Annotated in this window: 14 protein-coding genes and 1 pseudogene; 8 read left to right on the top strand and 7 right to left on the bottom strand. The window is 55.4% G+C overall.

Annotation, left to right across the window (positions count from 1 at the left end; translation table 11 throughout):
* Positions 1-64: 64 nt before the first annotated feature.
* Positions 65-838 (bottom strand): esterase, encoded by a 774-nt coding sequence (gene ybfF / locus RW65_RS01330; protein ID WP_039054846.1) that lies wholly within the window; start codon positions 836-838, stop codon positions 65-67.
* Positions 839-1018: 180 nt separating this feature from the next.
* Between ybfF and seqA the strand changes: the two genes are divergently transcribed.
* From seqA to tnpA, 5 genes and pseudogenes are all read left to right on the top strand, one after another.
* A complete protein-coding gene (gene seqA, locus RW65_RS22520) occupies positions 1019-1573 on the top strand; it encodes a replication initiation negative regulator SeqA (protein WP_039054845.1) in 555 nt (184 codons plus the stop codon).
* Between the two features lie 24 nt (positions 1574-1597).
* The gene (gene pgm / locus RW65_RS01320) at positions 1598-3238 is read left to right on the top strand and encodes a phosphoglucomutase (alpha-D-glucose-1,6-bisphosphate-dependent) (protein WP_039054844.1); all 1641 of its coding nucleotides are present in this window, start codon (positions 1598-1600) and stop codon (positions 3236-3238) included.
* A gap of 378 nt (positions 3239-3616) precedes the next feature.
* Positions 3617-4297 carry a hypothetical protein gene (locus RW65_RS01315; protein ID WP_231564345.1) on the top strand — a complete coding sequence of 227 codons (681 nt, stop codon included), beginning with the start codon at positions 3617-3619 and terminating at the stop codon, positions 4295-4297.
* 9 nt (positions 4298-4306) lie between these two features.
* On the top strand, positions 4307-4735 hold the full coding sequence (locus RW65_RS01310; protein ID WP_231564344.1) for a WapI family immunity protein: 429 nt from the start codon (positions 4307-4309) through the stop codon (positions 4733-4735).
* Positions 4736-4861: 126 nt separating this feature from the next.
* A pseudogene (gene tnpA, locus RW65_RS01305) lies at positions 4862-5148 on the top strand (IS200/IS605 family transposase); the annotation flags it as partial.
* Between the two features lie 161 nt (positions 5149-5309).
* On the opposite strand, the gene kdpE reads toward tnpA, so the two are convergent.
* From kdpE to kdpF, 6 genes are read right to left on the bottom strand one after another with little or no spacing between them, the layout of a single operon-like run.
* Positions 5310-5987: a two-component system response regulator KdpE gene (gene kdpE, locus RW65_RS01300; RefSeq protein WP_039054843.1), complete on the bottom strand. Its 678-nt coding sequence runs from the start codon at positions 5985-5987 to the stop codon at positions 5310-5312.
* Complete coding sequence (gene kdpD / locus RW65_RS01295; protein WP_039054842.1) at positions 5984-8671, bottom strand: two-component system sensor histidine kinase KdpD; 2688 nt, start codon at positions 8669-8671, stop codon at positions 5984-5986. Before kdpD ends, kdpE begins: the two co-directional genes overlap by 4 nt.
* A 3-nt stretch (positions 8672-8674) precedes the next feature.
* Positions 8675-9250, bottom strand: a complete 576-nt coding sequence (gene kdpC, locus RW65_RS01290; protein WP_039054841.1) for a potassium-transporting ATPase subunit KdpC — start codon at positions 9248-9250, stop codon at positions 8675-8677.
* Between the two features lie 12 nt (positions 9251-9262).
* Complete coding sequence (gene kdpB / locus RW65_RS01285) at positions 9263-11311, bottom strand: potassium-transporting ATPase subunit KdpB (protein ID WP_039054840.1); 2049 nt, start codon at positions 11309-11311, stop codon at positions 9263-9265.
* Positions 11312-11331: 20 nt separating this feature from the next.
* Positions 11332-13008 (bottom strand): potassium-transporting ATPase subunit KdpA, encoded by a 1677-nt coding sequence (kdpA, locus tag RW65_RS01280; protein ID WP_039054839.1) that lies wholly within the window; start codon positions 13006-13008, stop codon positions 11332-11334.
* Positions 13008-13097: a K(+)-transporting ATPase subunit F gene (kdpF, locus tag RW65_RS01275; protein WP_039054838.1), complete on the bottom strand. Its 90-nt coding sequence runs from the start codon at positions 13095-13097 to the stop codon at positions 13008-13010. The genes kdpA and kdpF overlap by 1 nt, the downstream gene beginning before the upstream one ends.
* Positions 13098-13513: 416 nt before the next feature.
* Here kdpF and RW65_RS01270 point away from each other — a divergent pair, with 416 nt between their 5' ends.
* From RW65_RS01270 to RW65_RS01260, 3 genes are all read left to right on the top strand, one after another.
* Positions 13514-13720 (top strand): YbfA family protein, encoded by a 207-nt coding sequence (locus RW65_RS01270; RefSeq protein WP_039054837.1) that lies wholly within the window; start codon positions 13514-13516, stop codon positions 13718-13720.
* A gap of 250 nt (positions 13721-13970) precedes the next feature.
* Positions 13971-15383 (top strand): deoxyribodipyrimidine photo-lyase, encoded by a 1413-nt coding sequence (gene phrB / locus RW65_RS01265; RefSeq protein WP_039054836.1) that lies wholly within the window; start codon positions 13971-13973, stop codon positions 15381-15383.
* 10 nt (positions 15384-15393) lie between these two features.
* Positions 15394-16137: a type 2 GTP cyclohydrolase I gene (locus RW65_RS01260; protein WP_039054835.1), complete on the top strand. Its 744-nt coding sequence runs from the start codon at positions 15394-15396 to the stop codon at positions 16135-16137.
* Positions 16138-16140: the final 3 nt, after the last annotated feature.

Genomic DNA, 16140 nt, shown 5'->3' with positions numbered 1-16140 from the left:
ACATCAGCACAACGGACACGCCAACGACCGGGCGCGCTGAAACGACCGGTCGCCGCCTTTTTAATCAATTTGTCTTTTCAGTGAGATAGCGCTGGATGGCGCGCATCACCGCTTCGGGTTTTTCTGCATGCACCCAGTGGCCCGCTCCTGCAATAACATGCGCTCGCGCCTGCGGGAACTGCGCCAGCAGCGGTTCTTTGTACGCTTCGGTGACGTAAGGGGAATTACCACCGCAAATAAACAGGGCCGGTTTATCCCACGCAGGCACGGTTTCCCAGCCCACAATATGCGGGTACTGCTCCCACAATACCGGGACGTTAAAGCGCCACTGGCCGTCGGCGAAGGATTTTAACAGAAACTGAATAACGCCCTCGTCAGCAACATGCTCACGCATAAGCGCAGCGGCCTGTTGGCGCGTGGTGGCATTCGCCGCCGTGACCGCATTGATAGCGGCAAAGATTTCGTCATGGCGGCGCACTTTGTAGTCCACCGGTGCGATATCAATGGCAACCAGCTGGTCGATGCGTTCCGGTGCCAGCGCCGTCAGCGCCATGACCGCTTTGCCGCCCATAGAGTGACCGATAAACGTCGCCTGCTCAATCTGCCGATCGTCAAGGGTATCCAGCAGATCCTGCGCCATCGCCGGGTAGTTCATCTCATCAGCGCGCCCGGAAAGACCGTGGTTACGCATATCCACCTGCAGCACATCATGACTGGCAATCAGCTCTCGGGCGAGCACGCCAAGGTTATCAAGGCTGCCAAAAAGACCATGAACGAGGACTATCGGAGAATTGTTGTGCGGATCCTGCGCAGTTTGCGCGCGCGTATTCAATTTCATAGCAAAGTTCTTTTTTTCACACTGTCGGGTTAGGCTATTATGTTGAACATTCTGCCGCCCGGCTGCAAGGCTAAGCATTACTCTTACTTTTGCCGCCACCCTGGTTTGACGCTATCCGCTGTTGAGATTTAACTTTATAATCCCAACACTTGTATTCAGATAATATCGCACTGGATGAAGATGAAAACGATCGAAGTTGATGATGAGCTCTACAGTTATATTGCCGGCCACACGAAGCATATTGGCGAGAGCGCATCCGACATTTTACGGCGCATGTTGAAATTTTCCGCCGTCTCCCAGTCACAGCCTGCCGCTTCCCCGATGCCGGTGAAAGAGCCGCGTACCGTCGCTGCCGCAGAAGAGGTTAAACCTCTCAGTAGCGCCAAAGATAAAGTCCGCGCCGTGCGCGAGCTGCTGCTGTCTGATGAATACGCCGAACAAAAAAAGGCGGTGAATCGTTTCCTGCTGGTGCTGTCTACACTCTATTTATTGGATGAAAAGGGGTTTACGGAATCCACCGAGTCTCTGCACGGGCGCACACGCGTATACTTTGCCGCAAACGAGCAAACGCTTTTGCAAAACGGCAACCAAACCAAGCCGAAACAGGTGCCCAATACCCCTTACTGGGTCATAACCAACACCAATACGGGTCGTAAATGCAGCATGATCGAGCACATCATGCAGTCAATGCAGTTCCCCGCGGAATTGATTGAGAAAGTTTGCGGCACAATTTAATCCTTGCATTGAAAGGACCAGGCAATGGCTAACCATCCGCGTGCGGGGCAACCTGCACAACAGAGCGATTTGATTAACGTCGCTCAGCTTACCGCGCAGTATTACGTGCTGAAACCGCAGGCTGGTAATTCAGAACATGCGGTGAAATTCGGTACATCGGGCCACCGTGGCAGCGCAGGCCGCCACAGCTTTAACGAGCCGCACATTCTGGCGATAGCCCAGGCCATCGCTGAAGAGCGTGCGAAAAACGGCATCACCGGGCCGTGCTATGTGGGTAAAGATACTCACGCGCTGTCTGAGCCAGCGTTTATCTCCGTACTGGAAGTGCTGACGGCAAACGGCGTGGACGTTATCGTGCAGGAAAACAACGGCTTTACGCCAACGCCTGCCATCTCTAATGCTATCCTGGTGCATAACAAAAATGGTGGCGCGCAGGCAGACGGTATCGTCATTACGCCTTCCCACAACCCGCCGGAAGACGGGGGTATCAAATACAACCCGCCAAACGGCGGCCCGGCGGATACCAACGTCACCAAAGTGGTGGAAGATCGTGCTAACGCGCTGCTTGCCGATGGCCTGCAAGGCGTGAAACGCATCACTCTGGATGCCGCGCTGGCCTCCGGTCATGTCACGGAAAAAGATCTGGTGCAGCCGTTTATCGAAGGGCTGGCGGATATCGTCGATATGGCGGCTATCCAGAAAGCGGGCCTCAAGTTGGGTGTCGATCCGCTGGGCGGCTCCGGTATTGAATACTGGAAACGTATTGCCGAGTACTACAAGCTGGATCTGACCATCGTTAACGATCAGGTCGATCAAACCTTCCGCTTTATGCATCTCGACAAAGATGGCGTGATCCGTATGGACTGCTCATCCGAGTGCGCGATGGCGGGCCTGCTGGCGCTGCGTGATAAGTTCGATCTGGCCTTCGCTAACGATCCGGACTATGACCGTCACGGCATCGTGACGCCTGCGGGTCTGATGAACCCGAACCACTACCTGGCGGTTGCCATCAACTACCTGTTCCAGCACCGCCCACAGTGGGGCAACGAGGTTGCGGTAGGGAAAACGCTGGTCTCTTCTGCGATGATTGACCGTGTCGTCAACGATCTGGGCCGTAAGCTGGTGGAAGTGCCGGTTGGCTTTAAATGGTTTGTTGATGGTCTGCATGACGGCAGCTTTGGCTTCGGCGGTGAAGAGAGCGCGGGCGCGTCCTTCCTGCGTTTCGACGGCACTCCGTGGTCAACGGATAAAGACGGTATCATCATGTGCCTGCTGGCGGCGGAAATCACCGCAGTGACCGGTAAAAACCCGCAGCAGCATTATGACGAACTGGCTCAGCGCTTCGGTGCACCGAGCTACAACCGTTTGCAGGCTTCCGCCTCTTCCGCACAGAAAGCGGCGCTGTCGAAGCTCTCTCCGGAAATGGTCAGCGCCAGCACCCTGGCGGGCGATCCGATCACCGCACGTCTGACGGCAGCGCCGGGCAATGGCGCGTCGATTGGCGGGTTGAAAGTGATGACCGATAATGGCTGGTTCGCCGCCCGTCCGTCGGGCACGGAAGATGCCTACAAAATCTATTGCGAAAGCTTCCTCGGCGCTGAACATCGTCAGCAGATCGAGAAAGAGGCGGTAGAGATTGTCAGCGAAGTGCTGAAAAACGCCTGAAGATAAGGCTCCTGCGGGAGCCTTTTTAATGTCTGGCGTAACTGGAAAGCCGCGCCAGACAAGACTTCAGTAATGGGCTTTATGAAAGATTATTTAATTCACACGGCTAATTATCGGAAGAGAAAATCACCGCAAATATTGCGATATCAGCGATACGAAAATTGAGATGTTCACCCCGGTGAGAGGTTCGATAATTCCGCCGCCACGTCGACGATAGCAAACGCCGCCAGTGCTTAAACTCGCTTTCAGTGTCGGTGATGTAAAACAACGAGCCCGGCGAGGCGTTAGCTTCTAAGTCGATAAAATCAGAGTCAGGAAAAGTAGATTGAAGTAAAAACGTCCTTTATGATGACCCAAAGGTTAGCCCATAGGGAAATCATGACAATGAAGGTTGGATTAATTACAGACGAGCCAGGACGTTTCTACATCTTCCAGTCTACATTGCCAGCCGGTGAATATTTCGAATTTCGCCCCCGCAATCCTCCACTGAACTCAAAACCTATCGTTGATGACGAAAGCGGGATGTGTATTGGTTATTCCGTCGCTCAGTCCCCCGGTTTATGGCAGATATATGATGCCGACGGCATGTTTGTAAGGCTGGAAGAAGCGCCATTAGAAGTCCCCCTGATTGACCCAACAGACCTCGCTTTAATTGCCTTTGGTGCATTTCGTCTTTTTCGGGCAGGTAAGGCGTTACTGGAGAGTAGTGTCAAAGTCACCGTAACTGTGAGCCTCAGTGAGGCTACCATCAGTCTCTTGCGTGGCCGTCTTAAAATGGGCTTATCAGCTCGTGCGCTCAGGATGAGTGAGTCATCGGCGAAACACATGCTGACCCCAGGTCGTTATGTACCTTTACAGATTCAGGAAAAGGCCATTCGTTATGGCATAAGAACGCCGGACCCTCTCAAAAAGCCAGGGCTTTTCCGTTACGAGGCTCGTATGTATAAGCTTGTGGAAGACAGGCAAAATAAAGGCACTTATATTTATAAGTCTTACCGTCTTGAGGTTTTGGTCAGGGAAGTTGACTGGACTATCATGCATTTTCAGTACATGCCGTAAGGGGGGATCATGATAGATATCACAAGCGGTGACAGACACCTTAAATTAACGCCTTATGAAAGGCTGACTGAGCCCGAGGAACCTGCCTATAGCCGTATTATGGTTTGGGTTGAATTCTCAATCCCTGCCTTAAAAACAGAGTTTGCTGCAGAGTTTTTTGTTGGTCAGTTGGAGCAGTTCAGGAATGATACATATGGTTTCCATCAGGCCTTAAAGACAGGGGCGAAAATGAAGGATATTAATTTAACCTCGGCATTCGAGCAGGTTGTGCTTAAGTTTCATCAGGCACATTTTGCCGGGGCTGTTGGTGTTAGTCTGGTACTTAAGCCTGAAAACCATGCTGACAGTATTACCCTTGATGATTCCTTCGATATTGATGAAAGTTACTTTCCCGAGCTGCTCTCTGGTCTGGACGACATCATTTCATGGCAAAATTGATGCCTGGATGAAGCCATAAGACCGGCACTCAGAATGCCGGTCTTTTTGTCTATAGGCCCCCCAGCCAGGCTGGGGATTCCGTGAAGCTTTCAGCTTCAGGCCGGTTTTTTAAACCCCTTTTGCTTTGAAGCGGAACGCTGTCCGGATCGTATCCATATGCTTGTCGAAATACCGCCGAAAATGAGTTGGGATATCTGAAAGGTAAAAGTAGCCTGATGCTGTATGAGCAGTTTGGCGATCTGAAATTCAAATACAGAAACAGGGAGTTCTGGTGCGGTGGTTACTATGTGGATACGGTGGGAAAGAACACGGCCAGGATGCAGGACTACATAAAGTACCAGCTTGAACAGGATAAACTCGGTGAGCAGTTATCCATCCCGTATCCGGGAAGCCCTTTTACGGGCGGCAAGTAATCCAGAAATGCAAATGTCAGATTGCTATGCGCCTGGCAGGGCGTGGCTGGTAACAGAGCCTTACAGGCGCATATGAAAAACCTCCGGCTATGTAGGAGGATATTTCTTTACTGCCAGTATTTTTATCCCCGCGCGATCCGCAGTGCACTTTGTTTACACCCCTAGAGCATAAACCGGTAGCCAATCCCCGTTTCCGTAAGCAAATGGCGAGGACGCGCCGGATCCACTTCCAGCTTCTGCCGCAAATGACCCATATAAATACGCAGATAGTGGCTGTGCTCCACGGCGTTCGGGCCCCATACCTGGCTCAGCAGCTGGCGTTGCGTCAGGACCTTACCGTGGTTATTGAGCAGCACTGCCAGCAGGCGAAACTCAATCGGCGTCAGATGAATCTCTTCCTCGCCGCGCTGAATACGGCGGTTGGCAAGGTCAACGCGGATATCGGAAAAGGTCACCACCGGCTCACCGGGGGAGGTTGCGGCATGGCGGCGCAGCGCGACGCGCAAACGCGCCTGCAGTTCGCCAACGCCAAAAGGCTTGCTGAGATAATCATCGGCCCCCGCATCCAGCGCGGCGATTTTGTCGTGTTCTTCAACGCGCGCCGACAGCACAATTACCGGCATCTGACTCCACTGGCGCAGATCACGGATAAAATCGAGGCCGTCGCCGTCCGGCAGCCCGAGATCGAGGATCACCAGGTCCGGTTTACGCGTCGCGGCTTCAATTAAACCGCGCTGTAACGTCTCCGCTTCATGGACGCGCAGCCCTTCGGCTTCCAGCGCGGTGCGCAGAAAACGGCGGATAGCTTGCTCATCTTCGACAATCAGAACGTTGATCACAGATCCTCAGGTAATTCATCAAGTTGCGGCGGCGTTTCTCGTGGAAGTGTAACACAAAATAGCGCGCCGCCCTGCGGACGGTTACGCGCCGCGATGGTGCCGCCGTGTACCTCAACGATCGCCTGGCAAATCGCCAGACCCAGCCCAACGCCGGGAATGGCCGACTCTTTGGTGCCGCGGGCAAACTTATCAAATATCGCCGCCTCCTGGCCTTCCGGGATCCCCCGTCCGTTATCCCAGACATCCAGCGTCAGTAACGCCGGTGTACTGTGGGCGGTAATGCCAATTTCAGCGTTATGCCCTGCGTATTTCACCGCATTTTCCAGCAGATTAATTAGCACCCGCTCAAATAACGGACCGTCAACATGCACTAACATCAGCGGGTCGGGCAGGGACAGCGTAATATGCTGGCCGCCAAGCCCCGGCTCCAAAGTTCGCAGGGCGCTGCCAATCACCTCTTCCAGCGTCAGCCACTCTTTTTTCAAATTAAAGCCGCCGGACTGAATACGCGCCATATCGAGTAAATTGTTCACCAGCCGCGTGGTATTAAGCACATGCTGGCGGATTTCATTTGCCTGCGGCGCGTGCTTTGATCCCTCGCTCGCCAGATCCAGGGTGAGGATTTCCGCCTGACCAAACAGCACGGTCAGCGGCGTGCGCAGGTCGTGAGAGAGCGCCGCCAGCAACGAGTTGCGAATGCTCTCGCGCTCGCTGGCGAGCCGTGCCTGCTCCTCGCTGGTGGCTAACGCCTGGCGCTCCAGCGCGCTGGCGACCAGCAGGGTAAAGGTTTCCAGCAGGCGCTGCTGTTCCGGGATCATCAGCTGGCGTAAATTCGCCGGTTCGACAATCAATAACCCGTGGGTTTTTTGATCGCTCTGTAGTGGCAAAATTTGGTAGGGCACACCGGGAAGGGTATCCGTACCTGCGCCCGCAGGCTGGCCCTTATCAAAACTCCAGCGCGCAATCGCGTCATCCCATGGCGTCATGCCCTGCGTCTGGGTCAGCGCCACCAGCTGGCCGTGGCTGTCCGGCAGCAGCAGTTTGCTGCGTGCGTTAAAGGTGGAGTGAATAAAGGTTTCACTGGTGGCGGCGATATCCTGGTTGTTGCGTCCCACCGCCAGCGCTTTTGACATTTCATACAGATGGCGGGTGCGCTGTTCCCGGTAGCGGGCCACGCGCGCCTGATAACGTACGCCCGCCGTCAGGTTACCAATCAGCAAGCCGACCGTCAGCATCACGCCGAAGGTGAGAAGATATTGCACATCGGAAACCGCCAGCGTGCCGCGCGGGGCGATAAAAAAGAGATCGAAGCTGACAACGTTAATCACCGTGGCGAAAGCGGAAGGCCAGCGACCAAAAAACAGCGCTACCAGCACCACGCCAAGCAGGTAGATCATCACCAGGTTGGCGGCATCAAAGGCCGTCAGCCACTGCATGGCGATTAACGTAATGGCGGCGCACAGCGCAAGGGCGACGGCACAGCCTTTTAATTGCACGCGCCAGCGCTCCATTAACGGGCGCGTATCGCCAGCGCGGGCGGGCAGTGCTGCGGGGGCATCCTCAAGGGCGATAATCACCAGATCGAGATCCGGCGCGCGACGGGCCAGCTTATCGGCGAAAGATTCCCGGCTCCACCACTGGCGTTTATTGCGCCTGCCTATCAGGATCTTGCCGAGGTTATGTTCGCGCGCATAGCGCAAAATAGCGCGATCTTCAGCGGGATCGGAAAGGGTTGCGGTTTCCGCTCCCAGCTCCTGCGCCAGCCGCAGCGTGCTTAAAATCGCCCGCCGCTGCGGCTCGGGTAATTTATGCAGCGTCGGGGTTTCGACATACACCGCATGCCAGACGCTGCCCAGCTTTGCCGCCAGCCTTGCGGCGGTACGAATCAGTTTCTCATTACCTGCGCCGTGTCCAACGCAGAGCAAAATCCCATCGCGCGTATGCCAGACTTTCTCTTCGCCGGCGCGATCGCGCCAGGCACGCATCTGGTCATCCACGCGATCGGCGGTGCGCCGCAGCGCCAGTTCACGCAGGGCGATAAGGTTGCCTTTACGAAAGAAGTGTTCGATGGCGCGTTCCGCCTGACCGCCGATATAGACTTTGCCTTCGTGCAGGCGCTGGCGCAGATCGTCCGGCGGTAAGTCCACCAGCACCACTTCATCGGCGCTGTCGAAAAAGGGATCCGGCACCGTTTCACGCACCTGGATGCCGGTCACACCGCTGACCACATCATTGAGGCTTTCAAGGTGCTGAACGTTGACGGTGGTAAACACGTCGATTCCCGCTTCCAGCAGCTCTTCAACATCCTGCCAGCGTTTTGGGTGGCGCGAACCGGGCGCGTTACTGTGTGCCAGTTCGTCCATCAAAATTAACGCCGGACGCCGCGCAAGGGCGGCGTCGAGATCGAACTCCTGAATTAAGCGGCCGCGATGGTGAATGCGGCGGGCGGGCTGCGTCGCCAGCCCTTCCAGCAGCGCAGCGGTCTCTTTTCGTCCGTGAGTCTCCACCACGCCAATCAGAATATCGAGCCCTTGCGCCCGTAGCCGCTGTGCTTCCTGCAGCATGGCAAAGGTTTTACCCACCCCGGCGCAAGCGCCAAAAAAGACTTTCAGCTTGCCCCGGTGCGCCGTGGCGGCATGTTCCAGCAGGCGGTCGGGATTGGGGCGCAAAGGCTCGTCAGTCATGCTTTATTGATCCTTGAGCGCATCCAGCGCCAGATTAAGTTCGACAACGTTCACGACCGGCTGGCCGATAAAATTCACCAGCGGTGTTGCGGTATTTTCCGCCACCAGTTTTGCCACCACGCGCACCGGCAGGTTACGCGCCTGCGCGATACGCGGAATTTGCCACGCGGCCGCCGCCGGGGTGAGCTGTCCGTCAAGACCACTCGCCGATGCGGTAATCAGCTCCACCGGAATATGGGCATTCGCTAGCGGGTTACTGGCCCGCAGATCGGCAACGCGCTGTGCAACCTCTTTATCCAGTTCCGGATTGCTAGCCGCGAGGTTGCTGCCGCCGGAAGCCATAGGATTATACGGTGCGTCTGCCGTGGCGGAAGGGCGCGAATGAAAATATCCCGGCTGGGTAAATTGCTGGCCCAGCAGGCGTGAACCGCGCACGTTGTCGCCTTCACGGATCAGTGAGCCGTTGGCCTGGTCGTGAAACCACCACTGTCCCAACGCGGTGGTCAGCAGCGGATAGAGCCCGCCGGTGACCAGCGTCAACAGGATCAACAGCAGAAATGTCGGGCGTATTAAAGCCATTTTTATCTTCCTTTATACCAGTGCGAACAGCGTGAGAATAAGGTCAATCGCCTTGATACCGATAAACGGCACAATCAAACCGCCCAGCCCGTAGATAAGCAGGTTGCGCTTCAGCATGGCGGAGGCGGTCAGGGGTTTATAACTCACTCCTTTCAACGCCAGCGGGATAAGAAACACAATCACCAGCGCGTTAAAAATAACCGCGCTCAAAATCGCCGAGGCCGGGGAGTGCAGGTGCATCACGTTCAACATATTCAGCTGCGGATAGGTTGCTGCAAACGCCGCCGGGATAATGGCGAAGTACTTCGCCACATCGTTAGCGATACTGAAGGTGGTCAGCGAGCCGCGCGTCATCAACATCTGTTTTCCGATATGCACTACTTCAATTAGCTTGGTGGGGTTGGAATCGAGATCCACCATATTGCCCGCTTCTTTCGCTGCTTGCGTACCGGAGTTCATCGCTACCGCAACATCCGCCTGCGCCAGCGCCGGGGCATCGTTAGTGCCATCCCCGGTCATCGCCACCAGCCGACCTTCCGCCTGATACTGGCGAATCAGCGCCAGCTTGGCTTCCGGCGTCGCTTCGGCAAGGAAATCATCGACGCCCGCTTCGGCGGCAATCGCCGCGGCAGTAAGACGGTTATCACCGGTGATCATCACCGTTTTGATACCCATTTTGCGCAGCTGAGCGAAGCGCTCTTTAATACCGCCTTTGACGATATCTTTCAGCGAAATCACACCCAGCACTTTTGCCCCTTCAGCCACCACCAGCGGCGTTGCCCCCTGGCGCGCCACGCGCTCGACCAGCGCGTCGACATCCGCCGGGAAGTGGCCGCCGTTGGCTTCAATATGGCGGCGAATAGCATCCACCGAGCCTTTGCGGATCATGCGATCCTGCACGTTAATCCCGCTCATGCGCGTTTGCGCGGTGAAGGGGACAAATGTCGCTTGCAGGCTCTGCATATCCCGTTCGCGCAGGTTAAAGCGCTGCTTGGCGAGGATCACAATGCTGCGGCCTTCCGGCGTTTCATCCGCCAGAGAGGAGAGTTGCGCGGCATCGGCGAGGGTTTTTTCATCCACCCCCTCGGCCGGGAGAAAATGGGAAGCCTGACGGTTACCGAGGGTGATGGTACCGGTTTTATCCAGCAACAAAACGTCGACATCGCCCGCCGCTTCCACCGCGCGCCCGCTGGTGGCAATGACGTTGGCACCCAACATGCGGCTCATCCCCGCCACGCCAATGGCCGATAACAGCCCGCCGATGGTGGTTGGAATCAAACAAACCAGCAGCGCCACCAGCACGGTAACGCTTACCGGCGTGCCGCCGTAAACGGAGAAAGGCCATAAAGTTGCCGTTGCCAGCAAGAACACGATGGTCAGCGCCACCAGCAAAATGGTCAGCGCGATTTCATTGGGGGTTTTGCGCCGCTGCGCGCCTTCTACCATGGCGATCATCCGGTCGAGGAAGGTTTCGCCTGGGTTAACGCTGCACTGGATAACCAACCAGTCGGAAAGAATACGCGTACCGCCGGTCACCGAGGCAAAATCGCCGCCGGACTCGCGGATAACCGGTGCTGATTCGCCGGTAATCGCGCTCTCATCCACTGAGGCACCGCCTTCGATCACCTCGCCATCGCAGGGAATAATGTCGCCTGCTTCCACCAGCACCACATCGCCTTTACGCAGATCCGCCGCCGGAATATGGTCAATTTGCGCATCGTGCTGCGGTGCGCGCAATTTGCGGGCGAAGGCGGTTTTTTTCACCCCTTTCAGGCTGTTGGCCTGTGCTTTACTGCGTCCCTCCGCCAGCGCTTCGGCGAAGTTGGCGAACAAAACCGTCACCCATAACCAGCCACTAATCGCGCCGGTGAACCACGCGCTACCGTCGAGATGGCCCGTGGCCATCAACAGTGTTAGCAGGGTGGTTAATACGCTGCCCATCCAGACAATAAACATCACCGGGTTACGCCACTGTACGTGCGGGCTTAACTTGGTCACGGAATCTATCAGCGCCTGGCGAACAAGATTCGGTTCGAAAAGCGCCTGTTGTTTACGACTCATATCACGCGTCTCCGCCACTCTTAAAATTGCAGGTATTCCGCCACCGGGCCGAGGGCCAGGGCAGGAATAAAGGTTAAAGCTCCTACCAGCAGCACGGTGCCAATCAGCAGGCCGATAAATAGCGCGCCGTGAGTGGGGAGCGTGCCGGAGCTGCCGGGTTGGATTTTCTTCGTCACCAGCGAACCGGCAATCGCCATTACCGGCACAATTACGCCAAAGCGGCCAAAGAACATGCAGAACGCCAGCAGGCAGTTCCAGAACGGGGTATTAGCGCTTAAGCCCGCAAAGGCGCTACCGTTGTTGTTGGCGGCGGAGGAAACGGCGTACAGCACTTCACTAAAGCCGTGAATGCCAGGGTTGAGCATGCCGCTGCGCCCGGCGTCGGTCATCATTGCCAGCGCGGTACCGATCAGTACCAGCGCCGGGGTAACCAGGATCGCCAGTGCGGTCATTTTCATTTCACGCACGTCGATTTTCTTGCCGAGGAATTCCGGTGTACGACCTATCATCAGCCCGGCGATAAACACCGCCAGCAGGACAAACAGCAGCATGCCGTACAGCCCTGAGCCCACGCCACCGAACACCACTTCGCCAATCTGCATCAGCCACATCGGGATCATCCCGCCAAGGGCGGTAAAGGAGTCATGCATGGCATTGACAGCCCCGCAGGAGGCCGCGGTAGTCACAACGGCATAAAGGCTACTGGCGAGAATGCCAAAACGGCTCTCTTTCCCTTCCATATTGCTGGCGCTATTGGCACCGAATTGCAGGAAATGCGGATTACCTTGCCACTCGGCCCACATCACTATCCCGACACACACCACAAAGATGATGGACATGGTCCACAGCAGCATGTGCCCCTGACGGCGATCGCCGACTACGTCACCAAAAGCGAAACAGAGCGCCGCCGGGATCAGAAAGATGGCGACCATCTGCACAAAGTTGGTGAGGGCCGTCGGGTTCTCGAACGGATGCGACGAGTTGGCATTAAAGAAGCCACCGCCGTTAGTCCCCAACATTTTGATCGCTTCTTGCGAGGCGACCGGTCCCATTGGCATCAGATGCTGTACGCCTTCCAGCGAGGTATAAGGCTGGTAGGCTGAGACGTTTTGCAGCACGCCTTGCTGAATGAAAAACAGCGCAATCAGCAGAGCGATGGGCAACAAAATCCACAAGGTAATGCGCGTAATATCGACCCAGGCGTTACCGAGGGTTTCCATGCTGCGGCGCGAGAAGGCGCGGATCAGCGCAAAGACCACGGCAATCCCGGTGGCGGCGGATAAAAAGTTTTGCACCGTCAGCCCAATCATCTGGCTGAAATAGCTGAGGGTGGTTTCCCCGGCATAGGATTGCCAGTTGGTGTTAGAAACAAAACTGACGGCGGTATTGAGTGCCAGATGCCAGGAAAGCCCCGGCAGGTTTTGTGGATTGAGGGGCAGAATGCCTTGCAGCATCAGGATCGCGAATAGCAGCAGAAGACCAAAAATATTCAGCCACAGAATAGCCAGCAAATAGTGCCGCCAGTGCATTTCGCGGGTATTAATGCTCAGCCCGCGCCAGAGCAGGTTTTCCACGCCGTGTACGGCGGGGAAGGGCTGACCGGCAATCATTTTCGCCAGCAGCGAACCCAGCGGACGCGCAAGAATAAACAGTACCAACAGAAAGCTGGCAAGCAGAAGAAACCCCTGAAGCGCCATCAGAAAGCCTCCGCGTTGATCAGGGCGTAAACCAGATAGCCCAATAACAGGAAAACCAGCCCAATGCCGATTATTACGCCTGCACTCACAGTCCACCTCCGGGGTGTTTTTTACGATGTGCAGTGAAAGTAGAGTTTTCAACGCAAAGATTTCGCAAAAATCGCCGGGAGCGGTGTAAAAAAAATATAAAAATGGCGCGCAGATAAACGCGCTGGCAGAGATGACGTGCACGGAGGCTGGCGTGGAAAGATAAAGAATGAACAAAAAACCACAATTTAACTAATGGTTAGTATTAATTTAACTGTTTTGTAACTTATTTACTGGCTGAATGTAAATTAAGCCCATATTGACAAAAAATAGTGGTCGGATGAGTAGTAAAATTACAAACAAAACGGTATTATTTTAATCAGTTTTCAATGCCACACTGATTTTTACATAGCTGGCTTTCAGTGACGGTGAATCATTTTCCGGTGTGGCTTACCGGCCTGACAAAGGGGAGAGAATAATGGACACATACAAAGCGTTTCCTGCACATATCGTGTTGATGCGACGTGCTTTCGCCATTGTGGCGGGGGTGCTGGCGTTACCGGTGATGTTATTCTGGAAAGATCGCGCACGTTTTTATAGCTATCTGCATCGCGTCTGGTCAAAAACCAGCGAAAAACCGGTGTGGATGGATCTCGCAGAGAAAGCAACCTGCGACTTTTATTAATCGTTTACACACAGCAAACCGCTCAACCACCGCCTCTGCGGTGGTTTTTTTTACCTGTGGCTTTTGGCTACACTTACTGCGAGTTTGACAGGCGGTTCTTCGGTGATAGCCGGGTGATTCAGTCGCCGCTTGCGCCGCTGACATTACTCAAACACTATAGAAAGGAATTTTCCAACGCGTAGCGGGCTTGCCAGCGGTGATGACAGCCTTTCTGCGGCGCTGCGCTTACGTTTTTGACATCAGGAGCAGTATGACCACCCATCTGGTCTGGTTTCGCGCGGATTTGCGCGTGCACGACAATCTTGCCCTTGCCGCTGCCTGTCGCAGCGATGACGCGTGTGTGAAAGCCCTGTTTATCGCCACGCCTGAACAGTGGCGGCAACATGATATGGCCCCGCGCCAGGCAGCCTATATAAATGCCCATCTTAACGCGCTCCAGCTGGCGCTGGCGGAAAAGGGCATTGCGCTGATTTACCGCGAAGCGACAGACTTTACCGACAGTGTGCAAACGCTGGCCGAGGTGTGCGCTGCCGAGCAGGTCAGCCATCTTTTTTATAATTATCAGTATGAATTTAATGAGCGTCAGCGCGATGCGGCAGTAGAAAAAGCCCTGCCGTCCGTTATCTGCCAGGGCTTTGACGACAGCGTAATCCTCGCTCCGGGCAGCGTAACGACCGGCAATCATGAGATGTATAAAGTCTTTACGCCGTTTAAAAATGCCTTTGTCAGGCGGCTGAAAGAGGATCTGCCGGAGTGCGTAGCCGCGCCGCGCGAGCGTGAAGGCAGCAAAGTGGTACCCACGCCGGTGACGCTAAATTATCCTCAAGAGTCATTCGATGCCAGCCTGTTCCCGGCAGATGAAAAAAGCGCTATCGCAAGGCTTCGTGACTTTTGCCAGCATCTGGCGGGGGTGTATGACCAGCAGCGTGATTTCCCGGCGATCGAGGGCACCAGTCGTTTATCAGCATGCCTGGCGATTGGCGCGCTGTCGCCGCGCCAGTGTCTGCATCGTTTGTTGGCAGAACAGCCGCAGGCCCTCGACGGTGGGCCAGGGGCGGTATGGTTAAATGAACTTATCTGGCGCGAGTTTTATCGCCATCTCATCACTTACCATCCCTGGTTGTGTAAACATCGTCCCTTTATTAGCTGGACCGATAAAGTACAGTGGCAGGATAGCGCCGAGCATTTAGCCGCCTGGCAAGCCGGTCAGACTGGCTATCCAATTGTCGATGCTGCTATGCGCCAGATGAACGCTACCGGCTGGATGCATAACCGCTTGCGGATGATCACCGCGAGCTTCCTCGTGAAAGACCTGCTGATCGACTGGCGGGCGGGGGAGCGTTATTTTATGTCGCAGCTGATCGATGGCGATCATGCGGCAAATAATGGCGGCTGGCAGTGGGCCGCCTCGACGGGCACCGATGCGGCCCCCTATTTTCGTATTTTTAACCCCACCACCCAGGGTGAACGCTTTGATGCGCAAGGCGTGTTTATCCGCCAGTGGCTGCCGGAACTGAAGGCGGTGCCGGAAAAATTCGTGCATCAGCCCTGGGAGTGGGCGGATAAACAGGGGATACAACTCGCTTATCCCCGGCCGATTGTTGACCATAAACAGGCGCGGGTTGCTACGCTTGCGGCCTATGACGCCGCCCGCAAAGGGTAAAGGAGTAATGATGAAAAATACCGAACTGGAAAAACTGATTAACGAAAAACTTAACAGTGCGGCGTTCAGCGATTACGGCCCGAACGGGCTGCAGGTCGAAGGGCGGGAAACAGTGCAGAAAATTATCACCGGCGTGACCGCAAGCCAGGCGCTGCTGGATGAAGCAGTGCGCCAGCAAGCAGATGCGGTGATTGTGCATCATGGTTATTTCTGGAAAAACGAAGCGCCGATTATTCGTGGGATGAAGCGTAATCGCCTGAAAACATTGCTGGCCAATGATATCAACCTGTACGGCTGGCATCTGCCACTCGATGCCCATCCGCAGCTGGGCAACAACGCCCAACTGGCGGCGTTGCTCGGTATCAAGGTGATGGGTGAAATTGACGAACTGCTGCCGTGGGGTGAGCTGTCCATACCGGTACCGGGCGAGGAATTAGCCTCGTGGATCGAAGCGCGTCTGGGCCGAAAACCGCTGTGGTGCGGCGATACCGGGCCGCAACATGTCACCCGTGTCGCCTGGTGTACCGGCGGCGGTCAGAGCTTTATTGATAAAGCCGCACGCTTCGGTGTTGATGCGTTTATCACCGGTGAAGTTTCAGAGCAGACGATACATTCGGCCCGTGAGCAGGGGCTGCATTTCTATGCCGCCGGCCATCATGCAACCGAACGCGGCGGTATTCGCGCCCTCAGCGACTGGCTGAATAAAAACAGCGATCTTGACGTCACCTTTATTGATATTCCGAACCCGGCGTAAGGA

The organism is Enterobacter sp. Bisph1 (genome assembly GCF_000814905.1).
GTDB lineage: Bacteria > Pseudomonadota > Gammaproteobacteria > Enterobacterales > Enterobacteriaceae > Kosakonia.
The sequence above is the reverse complement of the archived record's forward strand: the minus strand, read 5'-3'. Positions and strand labels throughout refer to the sequence as shown.